Annotated in this window: 15 protein-coding genes; 9 read left to right on the top strand and 6 right to left on the bottom strand. The window is 63.7% G+C overall.

What is annotated here, in order from left to right:
• Nucleotides 1-27 precede the first annotated feature (27 nt).
• Complete coding sequence (locus tag F8N82_RS07605) at nucleotides 28-1,470, top strand: SulP family inorganic anion transporter (protein ID WP_038994643.1); 1,443 nt, start codon at nucleotides 28-30, stop codon at nucleotides 1,468-1,470.
• 6 nt (nucleotides 1,471-1,476) lie between these two features.
• Here F8N82_RS07605 and F8N82_RS07600 read toward each other — a convergent pair whose 3' ends face one another.
• The gene (locus tag F8N82_RS07600) at nucleotides 1,477-2,328 is read right to left on the bottom strand and encodes a CAP domain-containing protein (protein WP_038994642.1); all 852 of its coding nucleotides are present in this window, start codon (nucleotides 2,326-2,328) and stop codon (nucleotides 1,477-1,479) included.
• Nucleotides 2,329-2,462: 134 nt separating this feature from the next.
• Here F8N82_RS07600 and F8N82_RS07595 point away from each other — a divergent pair, with 134 nt between their 5' ends.
• A complete protein-coding gene (locus F8N82_RS07595; RefSeq protein ID WP_038994641.1) occupies nucleotides 2,463-3,077 on the top strand; it encodes a cell wall hydrolase in 615 nt (204 codons plus the stop codon).
• Nucleotide 3,078: 1 nt separating this feature from the next.
• Here the strand turns inward: F8N82_RS07595 and F8N82_RS07590 are convergent, their stop codons facing one another.
• Entirely contained in the window at nucleotides 3,079-3,774 is a 696-nt protein-coding gene (locus F8N82_RS07590; protein ID WP_038994640.1) for a DUF1963 domain-containing protein, read from the bottom strand.
• A 96-nt stretch (nucleotides 3,775-3,870) separates the two neighbouring features.
• The gene (locus F8N82_RS07585; RefSeq protein WP_038994639.1) at nucleotides 3,871-4,461 is read right to left on the bottom strand and encodes a TetR/AcrR family transcriptional regulator; all 591 of its coding nucleotides are present in this window, start codon (nucleotides 4,459-4,461) and stop codon (nucleotides 3,871-3,873) included.
• Nucleotides 4,462-4,550: 89 nt separating this feature from the next.
• Between F8N82_RS07585 and F8N82_RS07580 the strand changes: the two genes are divergently transcribed.
• The gene (locus tag F8N82_RS07580; RefSeq protein ID WP_038994638.1) at nucleotides 4,551-5,150 is read left to right on the top strand and encodes an NAD(P)H-dependent oxidoreductase; all 600 of its coding nucleotides are present in this window, start codon (nucleotides 4,551-4,553) and stop codon (nucleotides 5,148-5,150) included.
• A 9-nt stretch (nucleotides 5,151-5,159) separates the two neighbouring features.
• On the opposite strand, the gene F8N82_RS07575 is transcribed toward F8N82_RS07580, so the two are convergent.
• The gene (locus F8N82_RS07575; RefSeq protein ID WP_038994637.1) at nucleotides 5,160-5,669 is read right to left on the bottom strand and encodes an RrF2 family transcriptional regulator; all 510 of its coding nucleotides are present in this window, start codon (nucleotides 5,667-5,669) and stop codon (nucleotides 5,160-5,162) included.
• A gap of 192 nt (nucleotides 5,670-5,861) precedes the next feature.
• Here F8N82_RS07575 and F8N82_RS07570 point away from each other — a divergent pair, with 192 nt between their 5' ends.
• Nucleotides 5,862-7,067 carry an NAD(P)/FAD-dependent oxidoreductase gene (locus F8N82_RS07570; protein WP_038994636.1) on the top strand — a complete coding sequence of 402 codons (1,206 nt, stop codon included), beginning with the start codon at nucleotides 5,862-5,864 and terminating at the stop codon, nucleotides 7,065-7,067.
• 20 nt (nucleotides 7,068-7,087) lie between these two features.
• Here F8N82_RS07570 and F8N82_RS07565 read toward each other — a convergent pair whose 3' ends face one another.
• Nucleotides 7,088-7,981, bottom strand: a complete 894-nt coding sequence (locus tag F8N82_RS07565) for a GNAT family N-acetyltransferase (protein WP_038994635.1) — start codon at nucleotides 7,979-7,981, stop codon at nucleotides 7,088-7,090.
• Nucleotides 7,982-8,143: 162 nt separating this feature from the next.
• Between F8N82_RS07565 and F8N82_RS07560 the strand changes: the two genes are divergently transcribed.
• From F8N82_RS07560 to F8N82_RS07550, 3 genes are all read left to right on the top strand, one after another.
• Nucleotides 8,144-8,650, top strand: a complete 507-nt coding sequence (locus tag F8N82_RS07560) for a sigma-70 family RNA polymerase sigma factor (RefSeq protein ID WP_038994634.1) — start codon at nucleotides 8,144-8,146, stop codon at nucleotides 8,648-8,650.
• Entirely contained in the window at nucleotides 8,647-9,630 is a 984-nt protein-coding gene (locus tag F8N82_RS07555; protein WP_038994633.1) for a FecR domain-containing protein, read from the top strand. Before F8N82_RS07560 ends, F8N82_RS07555 begins: the two co-directional genes overlap by 4 nt.
• 86 nt (nucleotides 9,631-9,716) lie before the next feature.
• Complete coding sequence (locus tag F8N82_RS07550; RefSeq protein WP_038994631.1) at nucleotides 9,717-12,161, top strand: TonB-dependent siderophore receptor; 2,445 nt, start codon at nucleotides 9,717-9,719, stop codon at nucleotides 12,159-12,161.
• A 62-nt stretch (nucleotides 12,162-12,223) separates the two neighbouring features.
• On the opposite strand, the gene thpR is transcribed toward F8N82_RS07550, so the two are convergent.
• On the bottom strand, nucleotides 12,224-12,763 hold the full coding sequence (gene thpR / locus F8N82_RS07545) for an RNA 2',3'-cyclic phosphodiesterase (RefSeq protein WP_038994630.1): 540 nt from the start codon (nucleotides 12,761-12,763) through the stop codon (nucleotides 12,224-12,226).
• Between the two features lie 122 nt (nucleotides 12,764-12,885).
• Here thpR and F8N82_RS07540 point away from each other — a divergent pair, with 122 nt between their 5' ends.
• Nucleotides 12,886-13,398 (top strand): bifunctional diaminohydroxyphosphoribosylaminopyrimidine deaminase/5-amino-6-(5-phosphoribosylamino)uracil reductase RibD, encoded by a 513-nt coding sequence (locus F8N82_RS07540; RefSeq protein ID WP_038994629.1) that lies wholly within the window; start codon nucleotides 12,886-12,888, stop codon nucleotides 13,396-13,398.
• Between the two features lie 76 nt (nucleotides 13,399-13,474).
• Nucleotides 13,475-14,374: a lipid A hydroxylase LpxO gene (lpxO, locus tag F8N82_RS07535; protein WP_038999279.1), complete on the top strand. Its 900-nt coding sequence runs from the start codon at nucleotides 13,475-13,477 to the stop codon at nucleotides 14,372-14,374.
• The last annotated feature ends 42 nt before the right edge of the window (nucleotides 14,375-14,416 follow it).

The following is a 14,416-nucleotide window of genomic DNA, read 5'->3' as shown; positions in this document are numbered from 1 at the left end:
GCTGCCGGGCCGCCCTTCAGGTAGGTCATGAGAACAACCCCGCTTCGCGCCGATGTCCTGGCAGGACTCACCACAGCCTTTGCCCTGGTGCCCGAGTGCATCGCCTTCGCCCTGGTGGCGCACCTCAACCCGCTGATGGGCCTGTATGGCGCCTTCATCATCTGCACCCTGACCGCCCTGCTGGGGGGCCGCCCGGGGATGATTTCCGGTGCGGCCGGCTCCATGGCCGTGGTCATCGTCGCCCTGGTGGTCACCCATGGCGTGCAGTACCTGCTGGCTACGGTGCTGCTCGGCGGGCTGATCATGATCGCCTTCGGCCTGCTGCGCCTGGGCAAACTGGTGCGCATGGTGCCGTACTCGGTGATGCTTGGCTTCGTCAACGGCCTGGCGATCATCATTGCCCTGGCCCAGCTGGAGCACTTCAAGGCCGATGGCACCTGGCTCAGCGGCGCGCCGCTGTACCTGATGCTGGGGCTGGTGGCGCTGACCATGGCCGTCGTCTACCTGCTGCCGCGCCTGACCCGCAGCGTGCCACCGGCGTTGATCGCGATACTCGGCGTCGGCGCCGGCGTCTACCTGCTCGACCTGCCGACCCGCACCCTCGGCGACCTCGCGCACATCGCCGGCGGCCTGCCGGCATTGAGCTGGCCGCAAGTGCCGTGGAACCTCGACACCCTGCAGGTCATCGCCCCCTACGCGCTGCTCATGGCCCTGGTCGGCCTGCTGGAAACCCTGCTGACCCTCAACCTCACCGACGAGATCACCGAAACCCGCGGCCACCCCAACCGCGAATGCGTGGCCCTGGGCGTGGCCAACATGACCTGCGGGCTGTTCGGCGGCATGGGCGGTTGCGCGATGATCGGCCAGACTGCAATCAACTTGAGCTCCGGCGGGCGTGGACGGCTGTCGGGCGTGGTCGCCGGGGCGATGATCCTGATGTTCGTGCTGTTTCTCTCGCCGCTGATCGAGCGTATTCCGCTGGCGGCGCTGGTCGGGGTGATGTTCGTGGTCGCCCAGCAGACCTTCTCGTGGGCATCGTTGCGGGTGCTGCACAAGGTGCCGGTCAACGATGTGCTGGCGATCATCGCCGTGACCCTGGTGACGGTGTTCACCGACCTTGCCGCCGCGGTGCTGTGCGGCATCGTCATCGCCGCGCTCAATTTTGCCTGGCAACAGGCCCGCGAGCTGTACACCGACCGCCATGACGAGAGCGACGGCAGCCGGCTGTACAAGGTCCACGGCACCCTGTTCTTTGCCTCGACTGCGCCCTTCCTCAACCAGTTCGACCCGGCCAACGACCCGGCCCAGGTGACCCTCGACTGCCGTCACCTGAACGTTGTCGATTACTCGGCGATTGCTGCGCTCAAGACCCTGCGCGAGCGCTACAGCAACAACGGCAAACACCTGCGCGTGGTGCACCTGTCCGAGCGCTGCAAGCAACTGCTCAAGCGTGCCGGGCTTGAGCACTAAGCCGGGTCAGGGCGCGCCGAACATTGCCGTCCAGTAGATCCCGGCATCACTCTTGGGATCGACTGCGTAGGCGGCGCCCAACTCACTGAACTGCGGGTTCATCAGGTTGGCACAGTGGCCGGGGCTGGCAAGCCAGCCATCGACCACCTTGCGCGGGGTGTCCTGCCCGGCCGCAATGTTCTCGCCAACCTGCTGGCCGGCATAGCCGGCAAGCTCGGCGCGATCCCCCGGGGTACGACCGTCGCGATCCTTGTGGTCGAAGACGTTGTTGTTGGCCATGGCCCGCGTGTGGCTTTCGGCGGCGCCGGCCAGGGTAGCGTTCCAGGCCAGTGGCGTAGTGGCGTTGAACGGCTGGCCACCGCACTGGCGCGCCTGGCTGCGCGCGCTGTTGATCATCTCCAGGACCTTCTGCCCTTCGGCCTGCCAGTCGCCCAGGCGCCCGGCCAGCAACGGCCGCGCCAGGACGATGCGCCAGTCACGGCCCTCGCGGCTGACGCCGACATCGACGAACTGCGGGTCGAGCACCACCTGGCAGAAACTCTCCTGCACCGCCTTCATCGCCGCCTGCGCATCCCGCGGCCCGGACAGGCTGATGGCCTGGACGTTAACCATCGGGTAGCTCTTTTGCGCCAGAGCCTCGCGCAGGTCACCCATGCTGTTGGCCGGCAACACCAGGCGCGGATCGCTGGCCAGCGGCGGCAGCTCCATCGACGCCTGGCCGGCGCAGCGCTGGGCCTGGCTGCGGTAGGCGTTGATCGACTCGAGCAACTGCGACTCGTCGCTGGCCTGGGCCGTCACGGTAAACGCCAGCCCCAGCGACATCGCCGCCAGGTGCACAACGGATGAGATGACACGCATGAAAATCTCCCTTGATCGGACTGCGCAGATGATGCACGAAGTCGCCCGTCGTCTGACAGCCGGAATGTTTTGAGCGCGCTGCGGTCGATCCTGTAACGGGAAGTTGTGCTTCCTCGCCACCCAAGGGTTCGAGCATGCGCCTGCTGATGATTGTAACCTGCCTGGCACTGGCCCTCTGCGGCGCCCAGTCGATGGCTGCAGACTCCAAGGCCCAGGTGGCCGAAGAAAAGGCCCAGGCGCTGGAGCAAAAAGCCGCCAGCAACTCCAATGCCGCGCCCGCGCCCAAGTCCCAGGCCATCACCAAGACCGAGGTGCAGGCGGTCGACCCGGCGGGTGGCGCAGCACTGGACGACGCCATTACCTGCCTGGCACGCAGCATCTACTGGGAATCGAAGGGCGGTAAATCAGCCGACATGGAAGCGGTGGCCAACGTGGTGATGAACCGGGTCGGTCACCAGGGCTTTCCCGATTCGGTGTGCGGCGTGGTCAAGCAGGGCTCGGAGACAGGCGCCTGCCAGTTCTCCTGGTGGTGCGATGGCCGTTCGGACGATGTCCAGGAAGAAGTGCGCTACACCCTGGCCAAGGAAATCGCGCGCAAGGCGCTGAACAAGCAGTTGCCCGACCGTACCGGTGGCGCCCTGTATTTCCATGATCGGCGGGTGCGCCCTGACTGGTCGAAGACCTTCGCGCGAACCGCACAGACCAGCGAGTTCCTGTTCTACAAGCCGCGCAACGGGGCATCGCACTAGTTCAATAGAAATCGTAGTAGATCGTCCACTCGCCGGTTTCGCGATGTTTGAAGAACATCAGGCTGCCGCTGTGAACCACGTTGAGATTGATCTTGGCATCGGATGAAATCTGGAAGACGAACTCGAAGCCGTCACCCGGGTACACGCCCGACTGGCAGAATGACGGATAGCCACCGATCTTGTGCTCGTAGGCATGGGTGATGACCTCGTAGTAACACTCGATATCCCCTGCCCGTTCGAGCTTGACGATTTCCTTGACCAACTCATCCGGCACGCCGCCGCCATCCCACAGCGGATAGTCCTCGGCAAGCTTTTCGGCCCTCAAGGGAAAGGCTTTGAGGAAGGAATTGGCAACTGGCAGGTCTTTGCGGACCAGCTCATCGTCAGCGCGGTACTCGCGGATCAGCCAATTGTCGCCCATAGCTTCGAACTCCTCCGGGAAGGGGTAGCCGACGAACAGGGTGAGGATGCGTACATCCTTCAGCGCCGGGCTGGCGAATGGCAGGCTGGGCAGGTGGAACTGCGCTACCGGGAGCAGTTGCTCGCCGGCCGCGTTGGTCGGCACGCCTTCGTCGGGACGGTATAAAAACACCCGGCCGAGCCAGCTTTCTTCATCGCTGTTACTGGGGCGAAAACCACCGGCGAAAAAGCGCGTGGCGGGTTTGGCCAGGCGTTGCTTGATTTCTTGAATGTCCATATTTCTCGTCCGCTTAATAAGGCCCTATCGCGGGTCAAGCCCGCTCCTACAGGGGGGTGAGCAGCCTGTGGGAGCGGGCTTGACCCGCGATGCATTCTAACTGCGCACAACCATCGCCTTGATACTTTCGAACAACTCCCGTTGCGCCTGCTCGGCCGTAATCTCAGCGTTCGCCGCAGCATGCGACAACGCCTCGGCCGCGCCGAGCATCGCCCGCAGCCCCGCCACGCCAATCTCGCCGCTGCCACTGAAGGGCGCCAGCAGCGCCCGGCATTTGCCCATGAACACCGTCTCGTACTCGCGCTTGATCTGCTCAAGCTCCGGCGAGCTGGCCAGCGCGGCAATGACCCCGGGTATCTCCCGACCCTGGGTCAGGACGCAGTCGACGTAAGCGCTGGCAATCACTGCAGCGGTACTTTCAAGCGTCGGCTCACAGGCGGCCAGGGCGGCATCCATCACCGCTGTCTGGCGCTCGTCGTAACACTGGTACAACGCCGCCAGCAAGCCGGAGCGGGTACCAAAATGGTCATACACCACCGGCTTGGTGACCCCGGCAAGTTCGGCCAGGCGCCCCAAGGTCAGGGCTTCGGTGCCCTCTTCACGGACCAGGCGCCAGGCCACCTCCAGCAGCTGATGCTGACGGTCTTCGCGCGACAGGCGCCGACGCGGTTGCGGATCGCTTGACATGCTTACCTACCAAAAGTAACTTACCAAAGGTAACTTACGTCCAGCTTACAAGTTTCCCCCCTTCCCCGCAATCCGCAGGAGCCCTTGCCATGCACGCGCTTGTTGTTGTCGCTCATCATGATCCATGCTCGCTGACCCACAGCCTGGCCGCCAAGCTGGTCGAAGGGTTGGCGCAAAACGGCCATAGCGCCGAGGTCGCCGACCTGTTCGCCGAAGGTTTCAACCCGCTGTTCGGCCCCGCCGACCATGCCGTTCATCATCGCACCGCAGCGCCTGCCGACGATGTGCTTGCCGAGCAGGCACGCATCGACCGCAGCGACGCTCTGGTGCTGGTCTTCCCGGTGTATTGGTGGTCGATGCCAGCGCTGCTCAAGGGCTGGATTGACCGGGTGTTCAGCAATGGCTGGGCATTCGACTTCAGCACCCAGGCGCCGCTGGTAAAAATGCTTGGCCGGTTGAACGTCCACCTGGTCGGTGTCGGTGGCGCCGATGCCGCGACCTTCAGCAAACACGGCTATGAGCAGGCAATGAAGGCCCAGATCGATCACGGCATTTTCGACTACTGCGGCGCCCGGGTGCTGAGCTCGAGCTTGCTGCTGGAGTCGGAAAGCGCCGACCCCGGCGCCCACCTGCAACGCATGTTCGAGCACGGTCGCAGGCTGTTTGCCGAAGTCGCCGAGCCTGCCTGAAGCGACAGCTTACTTGCTGTCGCGCCGGTCGTTGATCCACTTCACCACCTGGGTGGAAAACAGCGCCGGCGCCTTGCGCCCCAGGCGCCGCGACAGGTCGAGGATGGTCTGCTGGGCCAGGGCTTCCTCCATGCGTTTTTGCGCGGTGAGCATCACCGCGTGAATGGCGCAGGTGCCATCGATGGCCCAGGCAGGCGGCGCACCGTCAAATAACGTGCAACGGTCGCGGACCTCGCGGCAATCGAAGATCACCTTGTGCCCGTCAATGGCCGAGACGATATCCAGCACGGTGATTTCGTCTGCCGGCCGGGCCAGCCTGAAGCCGCCACGCACGCCTTCGGTGGCCACCACCAGTTTGGCCTTGGCCAGTTTAGTGAAGACCTTGGCCAGGTATTCGTGGGGCACCCCCTGCAGCTCGGCCAGGTCGCGCACGCTGGCTTCGCGGCTTTCGCCCAGGTCGTCGACCAGAAACAGCAGGCAATGCAAGCCGTACTCGACGCCGGCGCTATACAGGGACATGACTATCTCCGACTGAATGTGTCGCCAATTCTACCAGCTACCAACATCAGCCAGCAAACCCAGGCTTGCGCACACCGTTCGTAAAAAAACACTTGCACCGCATAACTACGACCAATAAAGTCGTAGTTGCCCAGCACAGGGTACGACGATCCAGCGACCGGCAAACACCAGCCCTTCCTTTCGGAGCAGAACATGAAACAGCACATCCTGATCATCGGTGCCGGCTTCGGCGGTATGTGGAGCGCCCTCAGCGCCACCCGCCTGCTGGACCAGCACGGGCGCAACGACGTCAGCGTCAGCGTGCTCGCGCCCCAGGCCGAACTGCGCATTCGTCCACGCTTCTACGAACCCGATGTGCAGCAAATGAAAGTGCCGTTGGCTGAACTGTTTGCCGCCGTGGGCGTGAACTTCATCCAGGGCGCAGTGGACGAGATCGATGTCACCGGCAAGCGCGTCGGTTACCGCGACGGCCAGGGCCGCCAGCAGGTGCTTGGCTACGATCGCCTGGTCATGGCCAGCGGCAGCGGCGTGTTCCGGCCAGACCTGCCCGGGCTTGACCGGCACGCCTTCGACGTCGACCAGATCGAATCGGCCAACCGCCTGGAGCAGCACATCAAGGCGCTGGCCCAGCGGCCCGCATCAACGGCACGCAATACCGTGGTGGTGGCCGGCGGCGGCTTCACCGGCATCGAGACCGCCACCGAAATGCCCGCCCGCCTGCGGGCAGTGCTGGGCGAGGATGCCCAGGTGCAGGTGATCATCGTCGATCGCGGCAACACAATCGGCGCGGCCCTGGGTGAAGGCATCAGCCCGGCGATCGTCGAAGCCAGCGCGGCGCTGGGGGTGCAGTGGCGGCTCAATGCCTCGGTGGCCGAAGTGGATGCCGACGGCGTGACCCTCGCCGACGGTCAGCGCATCGAGGCCAGCACCGTGGTCTGGACCGTCGGCGTACGCGCCAGCGCGCTCACCACGCAAGTACCCGGGCAACGCGATGGCCATGGCCGCCTGCATGTCGACGGCAACCTCAAGGTCATTGGCCAGGCGCATGTGTTCGCCACCGGTGACGTGGCCTACGCCGCCACTGACGATCTGGGCAACCACGCCTTGATGACTTGCCAGCACGCCATCGCCCTGGGCCGGCACTCGGGCAACAACGTCGCTGCCGACCTGCTCGGCGTCGAACCGGTGCCGTACCGCCAGCCCAAGTACGTCACCTGCCTGGACCTGGGCGCCTGGGGCGCGGTGTACACCGAAGGCTGGGCGCGCGAGGTCAAGCTGATCAAGGACGAAGCCAAGGCGCTCAAGCAGCAGATCAACTCGGTGTGGATCTACCCGCCCGTGGCTGATCGCAGCATTGCCCTGGCGGCTGCCGACCCGCTTATTCCGGTGGTGGCCTGAGCGGCTCAGGCCTGAGCGGCTCAGGCGTGTGACAGCAACGGCAGCATCAGCCTGGTGTCCTCGATGAATTGACCGGCCTGGCCGAGCACGAACAGGCTGTCATCCGACTCAAGCGGCTGCGCCTCGAAGCCGCTGACATCCAGCGGCGTAAACCCCAGTACCACGCGGATGGTCTGGGGTGTGCTCAATTGTGCAATCAGTGCCTGCAGGTCGAGTGTTTGTCTGGCGAACACCTCATACAGCGTCATCACGCCATCGACGACTTCCATCACCACATAGGCTTGCAGCGCTGCCGAGTAGTGGACGCAGTCTTTGAAAAACGATGTGCAATAGAACATTGTCTGGTCGGGATTACTGCGCATCGCCAGACGTGCAGCAGGTACGGCGCTTTCGATTGCGCTGATGAAACGCTGACGCTCCAGCACGTCGTCCATGTCGACCTTATGGAAACGGCAAGGCTGGGGTGAGGGCGTCAGCACTGCGCTGTATTCATGTTCGAGCACCCGGTGAAACCCGAACTTGGGGTAGTAATCCAGCACTGTGTCGTTGGCAAACAGGTAGAGCAGGTCGCATTGGCCCCGCCACCTGTCCAGTACCCGCTCCAGCAGCACGCGGCTCAGACCTATGCCACGATACGCCGGCGCGACCATGACCGTACCCAGCTGGATGCAGCGCTTGTGCTCACCCAGCACGTCGAGATTCATCAGGTTGGCGCAGATGTTGGCCACGATCCGCCCTTCGTGGACCAGCACACTGGGCTGGCAACCCTCCCCCCAATAGCCGTCCTGATACCACTGCTCGAAATCGAACTCGAACGTCTGTTGGGTCAAGGCGTTGAAGCTGGCGCGCAGGCGTGCATCGTGCTTGAAGTTTTCCCGCAGGGTGAACTGCAGGCCGGAGCGTGACAGGTCCATTCTCACTTCCCTTGATTCGTCTGGCCGTCACCCTATTACTGCGCCCCCAAGCGGTCTGTAGGAAAATTGTAAACCGGCGCCAACGCTGGTGATTGCACCTGCCCTCGCCACACAGTTAATATTGAGAACGATTCACACTCACACCTTCGGGAATGCCAACCGGTGCCAACCTCTTCCACCCGCAAGCTGGGCTTCTTTTTCAGCGACCATCACCGTTGGCTCCTGCAGCATATCCACAAGCGCCTGCGCAACCGCGCCGATGCCGAAGACACCGCCGCCGAGACCTTCTGCCAGATGCTCGCCGCCCAGGTCGACCCAGCGAGCATCCAGCAGCCGCGCGCCTACCTGTCGACCATTGCCCGCCGGCTGATCTTCGACCGCCATCGCCGTCGCCAGCTTGAGCAAGCTTACCTGGAGCGCTTGTCGGCCCTGCCCGAGCCGCTGGCGCCCTCCCCCGAAGAGCAACTGCTGCTGATCGAAGCCCTGGTGAGCATCGACCAGGTGCTCGACGGCCTGCCGATGATCGTCAAGGCCACCTTCCTCTACAGCCAGCTCGACGGCATGAGCTACGTCGATATCGCGCGCAAGCTCGAGCTTTCCGAACGCACGGTCAGCCGCTACATGAAGCAGGCCCTGAGCCAGTGCTACCTCAGTGAGCTGGCGCCATGAGCCAGCGCCGTCTCGACCCCAGCGCAGAAGCCGCCATCGACTGGATGGTGCGCTTGAGTTCGGGCAACACCGACGCCCAGTTGCACAGCGACTTCAGCCAGTGGCTGGGCAGCGACCCAGCCCACGCCCAGGCCTGGGCACGCTTGCAGAAACGCCTGGGCGGAGCCTGCCAGACCGTGCGCAATTTCGAGCGCCGCGCCCCGGGTCACACCGGTGAGGTTCGCCAGCTGTTGCTGCAGCCCAACGGCTCGCGGCGCGAACTGCTGCGCGCCTTCGTCGGCATCGGCGTGCTCGGCGGTGGCCTGTGGCTGGGCGCGCGCAGTGAGGTGGGCGAAGCGCTGCTGGCCGATTTGCGCACGGCCAAGGGCGAACGCCGCGACTTCACCCTCGCCGATGGCAGCCGCCTGAGCCTGAACGCCGGCAGCGCCGTCGACCTGCAGTTCGATGGGCAGCAGCGGCTGGTGATCCTGCGCCGTGGCGAGCTGATCATCCAGGTCGCCGCCGACCCGCAGCGACCGTTGCGGGTGCGTAGTGCCCAGGGTGAAATGCGCGCTTTGGGCACGCGCTTTCTGGTCAGCCAGGAGGCCCAGGCCACGCGCCTGGTGGTGCTTGAGCATTCGGTACGGGCGCGGCTGTTCAATGGCAGCGAGCTGGATGTGCAGGAAGGCCAGGCCGCGCTGCTGAGGGGTGAGCGCATCGAAACCCTGGGCAATGGCGAGCGGCATCGCGCCGACTGGCTGAGCGGGCGCCTGAATGTGCTGGACGATTCCCTCGAGTCGGTGGTCGAGGCGCTGCGCCCGTACTACCGTGGCTTTGTCCGGGTCGAACCCGAAGTTCGCGGGCTGCGCGTGCAAGGGGTATTCCCCCTGGACGAACCGCAGCGAGCCTTCACCGCGCTGGCCGAAACCCTGCCGGTCAAGGTCGATCAGTACAGCCCGTGGCTGACGCTGATTCGAGCGAAAACCCCGGTACAAAAATAATTTATGAAAATCACTCGTATTTGTGTCCGGTTTTCATTTCTCATCGCACCTATCTCCTGACACGCCAACATAATCAGGAGAATTCCGTGCTCAACCCTTGGTCCCACGCCCTTCCTGTCGCCGTGGCCCTGGCCACGCTGGCCAGCACCGTCCAGGCCCAGGAACAGGCCCTGAGCTTCAACCTGCCCGCGGCCACCCTGGCCAGTACCCTCAATGCCATCGCCAGCCAAAGCGGGCGCATTGTGTCCCTGGACCCGGCGCTGGTACAGGGCAAGCAGGCCCCGGCGATCGTCGGCAGGATGAACGCCGTGCAGGCCATGCAAAAGGCCCTGGCGGGCAGCGGCCTGCAATTGATGGTCACCGAACAGGGCAACTTCAGCGTGCTGCCGAGCATCGACGCCGGCAACGCTCTGGAGCTGGGTGCGACCAGCATCAGCGGCAGCGGTTTCGATGCGGCCACCACCGAGGGCAGCGGCTCCTATGCGGCGCGGGCGACGACCATTGGCAAGGGCAGCCATACCCTCAGGGAAATTCCCCAGTCGGTCACGGTGATGACCCGCCAGCAGATGGACGATCAGAACATCGTCGACCTCAAGGACGCGGTCAACCACACCACCGGCCTGGTCGGCCTGCAGGGCGTGGGCCCAGGCCTGATCATTTATTCGCGCGGCTTTCAGATCGACGACTGGCAGTACGACGGCGTGGCGATCCCGCGTAACACCTATTCGCTGGGCAACTGGGCGACCCAGGACCTGATCTTCTTCGACCGCATGGAAGTGCTGCGCGGCGCTTCCGGCCTGTTGCAAGGCACCGGCAGCCCAGGTGGCGCCGTCAACCTGGTGCGCAAGCGCGGCCAGGCTACGCCGACCGTGACCGTCACCGGCAAGGCCGGCAGCTGGGACCACTACGGCCTGCAACTGGACGCCGGCGGACCGTTGAACGATGCCGGCACTGTGCGCGGGCGCTTCGTCGCCGACGAGGATCAGAGCGATTCGTTCGTCGACTACGAATGGAGCAAGACCCATTCGCTGTACGGCGCGCTGGACTTCGACCTGAACGAAGCCACCACCCTGGGCTTCGCGGTCAGCCAGTCCAACGGCGAGTCGCGGCCAATGCTGCGTGGGTTGCCGCGCTATGCCGACGGCAGCGGCCTGGATGTGCCGCGTTCGACCTTTACCGGCTCACGCTGGAACCATTCGCAAATCGACGTCACCACCCTGTACGCCGACCTTGAGCACCGCTTCAACGACGACTGGAAATTCCACGTTGGTGCCATTCGCATGAGCGAGAGCAACAAGTCGACCCACCAGCGGGTACAGACCGTTGACGATGCCATCAACTTCGATGGCAGCGGTGTCAGCTATGCCGATTGGGTGACCGATTTCGACTCCACCAAGGTCGGTGTCGACATGAACCTGGTGGGCAAATTCAACGCCTTCAACCTCGAGCAGGAAATCACCCTGGGCGGCAACTACTCGAAGCTGACCACCGATGATCTGTTCGCGCGCACGTTCAACGACAGCACTGACAACATCTTCGATATCGACCATCACCGCCCGGATATCAGCTACGACAGCTTGCTCGACAAGCCCAACGGCCGTGGTTTCAGCAGTGCCTATGACGTGCGCCAGAAAGGCCTGTATGGCGCCTGGCGGGTCAAGCTGGCCGAACCGTTGACCCTGGTGCTGGGTTCGCGGGTCAGCTGGTTCGACTACAGCTATGACACGACCATGCATGCCGGTGTCACCCGCGCCCCTTCGGTCAGCCCGACCAGCACCATGACCGAAAGCGGTGAAGTTACCCCGTACATCGGTATGGTCTACGACCTGAGCCGCGAATGGTCGCTGTACGCCAGCTACACCGACGTCTTCGTGCCACAGACCGAACGCAGCGTCGGCGGCGCGGCGCTCAAGCCGATCATTGGCAGCAACTACGAAATGGGCATCAAGGGCGAATTGCTCGATGGCCGCGTCAATACCTCCCTGGCGGTGTTCCGCTACGACCAGGAAAACCGCGCGATCATCGACAAGGCCTCAGGCTTTGCCTGCGATGACTGGTACTGCTCCACCGCCGCCGGCAAGGTGCGCAGCCAGGGCATCGAGGCTGAAGTCAGCGGCGAAGTGCTCAGCGGCCTGCAGCTGTTTGCCGGCTACACCTACAACACCACCACCTACCTCGACGACCCGGACAACAAGGGCAAGGTGTTCAGCACCTGGACGCCCAAGCACATGTTGCGCATGTGGGGTAACTACCAACTGCCGGGTGACTGGAGCAAGGTCAGCACCGGCCTGGGCTTTACCGCGCAGTCGCATACCCTGGGCTACGAGCACACCTACGACGTGCCCGGCTACGCCGTGTGGAATGCGCGCCTGGCCTATCAGGCAACCCCGCAAGTAGGCCTGTCGCTGAACGCCAACAACCTCTTCGACAAGCACTACTACATCGCCGCCTACAACCAGCTCAACGGCAACAACAACTTCGGTGACCCGCGCAACTTCACCTTTACCGTGAAGTACACACCGCAGTTCTAGGTTGCCAGCGATCGAGCGCGAAGCGGTCGTAAAACCAGGCAACGCAGATAGCCGCAGTGACGCTATAACGGCCACTGCGCCAGCGGCCAGTACTGACTCTTGCGCGACTCGAACAAGGTGAAATGCCGCGCGCGCAGGACAAACTCTGCCGGCACCAGCGCCTCCGGCTCGCTGCCACGGTAGTCGCGGGCCAGGGTCAGGTGCGGGCGGTAGTCCCGTGGGTCCTGGGCAAACCCCAAGGGCAGCATCGCCTGCTGCAGGGCATAGGCCAACTGGCGCAACGCCGCCGGCGGCTGGCTGGGCACCAGCATCAACGCCTTGGCCGAACGCCACACCTCAAGCCGGTCAAGCACCAGCGTCAGCGGCTCACCCGGCACTTTCACCCCCGCTGCGGCCGCAAGGATCGCCGGTAACTGCGCCGTGCCCGCCGCACCGACGAACATCAGGGTCAGGTGGAAATTCGCCGACGGCACCGGCCGCCCGGTATCCATATCCAGCTCGCTGCGCCAGCGGGCAATCGCCCGGCGCTGCTGCGGTAGGCATTCGAGGGCAAAAAACAGCCGTTTGAACGGCTCACCGGTTTCGCCAATGCCTGGTTCCATGCCTTGTCATCCTGTGCTTTTAGGCTCCAGTTGCTGACTCTACCGCCAGACACCTCACGGCGGCGAGCAACCTCTGCAAGCCCGGTCTATGCTCAGCCCTTTGCCCCAGGAGCTGAACGACAATGGACTGTTTTTCACCCAGCGATAAGCTGTTCATGCACCAGGCCCTGAGCGAAGGCCGCCGCGCCCTGCCCGCTTGCCTGCCCAACCCGCCGGTGGGTTGTGTGCTGGTGCGCAACGGCCAGATCATTGCCCGCGGTTTCACCCAGCCCCCCGGTCAACACCACGCCGAAGCCATGGCCATGGCCCAACTGGAAGGCGAAGCCGACGGGGTTACAGCCTACGTGACCCTGGAGCCCTGTTCCTTTCATGGTCGCACCCCCTCCTGTGCCACAGCCTTGGCCAAACGCGGCATCCAGCGCGTGTGCGTGGCCATGCTCGACCCCGATCCACGCAATGCCGGCGCCGGGATCGCCCTGCTCGAGGCAGCCGGTATAGAGGTGGTGGTTGGCGTGCTGCAGGCCCAGGCGGCCGGCGACCTGGGGCCCTACTTGAACCATCCGGATGATGCTGAATCGTTAACGCAAAGCCATGGGCCTAGCACTATGGTCGAGCACATAACCGGTAACATTTAGTACAAACCGTGGGCGCGATTGTTTATGCTGGCGGGCTTATGCCATGGCGCATCGCCACATCGATAAGTACCCGCCCATGAAAATCTTCCTTGTTTCACTGTTTGTTTTCTCGATTGCCTACGTCCATTTTCGCGGTAAAGTCAGGCACAAGATCACCCGTCAGCTGGGTGATCATTCGAGCTTCCTGGCCCCGGTCAACGTGTTCCTGTACCTGTTCTCCAAGCTGCCGGCCAAGCCTTACCTGCCGGTCGAATCGTTCCCCGAGCTCAAGCCGTTGCAGGACAACTGGCAAGAGATCCGCGCCGAGGCCCAGCAACTGCTGCACGTCGGCGAGATCAAGAGCTCGCAGAACTACGACGACGTCGGTTTCAACTCGTTCTTCAAGAGCGGCTGGAAGCGCTTCTACCTGAAGTGGTACGGCGAGAGCCACCCTTCGGCCATGAAGCTGTGCCCGCGCACCACCGAACTGCTGCAAGGCATCGGCACGGTCAAGGCGGCGATGTTCGCTACCCTGCCACCGGGCTCCAAGCTGGTCCGTCACCGCGACCCTTATGCCGGCTCGTACCGCTACCACCTGGGCCTGGACACGCCAAACGACGACGGCTGCTACATCTGCGTCGACGGCGAGAACTACGCCTGGCGCGACGGCGAGGGCGTGATGTTCGATGAGACCTACATCCACTACGCCTCGAACCAGACCGAGCACAACCGCATCATTCTGTTCTGCGACGTCGAGCGCCCGCTCAAGTACCGCTGGGCCACGGCGTTCAACCGCTGGTTCAGCAAGAATGTGATGGCTGCGGCGGCTGCGCCGAACGATGCCGGCGACAAGACCGGCGGTATCAACCGCCTGTTCACCCGCATCTACAAGGTCCGCGAACGCGGCAAGGCGCTGAAAAAGCGCAACCGTACCCGTTACTACCTGGAGAAATGGGCGGTGGTGGCGGCGTTGGTGCTGGTGTTCATCTATATCTGATAAGTCGCCATCGCGGGGCAAGCCCGCTCCTACAGGAGCGGC

The sequence above is a fragment of the Pseudomonas fluorescens genome, from assembly GCF_902497775.2.
In the GTDB taxonomy this organism is placed as follows: domain Bacteria; phylum Pseudomonadota; class Gammaproteobacteria; order Pseudomonadales; family Pseudomonadaceae; genus Aquipseudomonas; species Aquipseudomonas putida_F.
The sequence above is the reverse complement of the archived record's forward strand: the minus strand, read 5'-3'. Positions and strand labels throughout refer to the sequence as shown.

Excerpts from the sequence above, each read along its gene's own strand:
- F8N82_RS07605 (WP_038994643.1), top strand. The coding sequence starts at position 28 with ATGAGAACAACCCCGCTTCGCGCCGATGTCCTGGCAGGACTCACCACA.
- F8N82_RS07540 (WP_038994629.1), top strand. The coding sequence starts at position 12,886 with ATGGACTGTTTTTCACCCAGCGATAAGCTGTTCATGCACCAGGCCCTG.
- F8N82_RS07570 (WP_038994636.1), top strand. The coding sequence starts at position 5,862 with ATGAAACAGCACATCCTGATCATCGGTGCCGGCTTCGGCGGTATGTGG.
- F8N82_RS07585 (WP_038994639.1), bottom strand. The coding sequence starts at position 4,461 with ATGTCAAGCGATCCGCAACCGCGTCGGCGCCTGTCGCGCGAAGACCGT.
- F8N82_RS07580 (WP_038994638.1), top strand. The coding sequence starts at position 4,551 with ATGCACGCGCTTGTTGTTGTCGCTCATCATGATCCATGCTCGCTGACC.
- thpR (WP_038994630.1), bottom strand. The coding sequence starts at position 12,763 with ATGGAACCAGGCATTGGCGAAACCGGTGAGCCGTTCAAACGGCTGTTT.
- F8N82_RS07565 (WP_038994635.1), bottom strand. The coding sequence starts at position 7,981 with ATGGACCTGTCACGCTCCGGCCTGCAGTTCACCCTGCGGGAAAACTTC.
- F8N82_RS07590 (WP_038994640.1), bottom strand. The coding sequence starts at position 3,774 with ATGGACATTCAAGAAATCAAGCAACGCCTGGCCAAACCCGCCACGCGC.
- F8N82_RS07575 (WP_038994637.1), bottom strand. The coding sequence starts at position 5,669 with ATGTCCCTGTATAGCGCCGGCGTCGAGTACGGCTTGCATTGCCTGCTG.
- F8N82_RS07555 (WP_038994633.1), top strand. The coding sequence starts at position 8,647 with ATGAGCCAGCGCCGTCTCGACCCCAGCGCAGAAGCCGCCATCGACTGG.
- F8N82_RS07600 (WP_038994642.1), bottom strand. The coding sequence starts at position 2,328 with ATGCGTGTCATCTCATCCGTTGTGCACCTGGCGGCGATGTCGCTGGGG.
- lpxO (WP_038999279.1), top strand. The coding sequence starts at position 13,475 with ATGAAAATCTTCCTTGTTTCACTGTTTGTTTTCTCGATTGCCTACGTC.
- F8N82_RS07595 (WP_038994641.1), top strand. The coding sequence starts at position 2,463 with ATGCGCCTGCTGATGATTGTAACCTGCCTGGCACTGGCCCTCTGCGGC.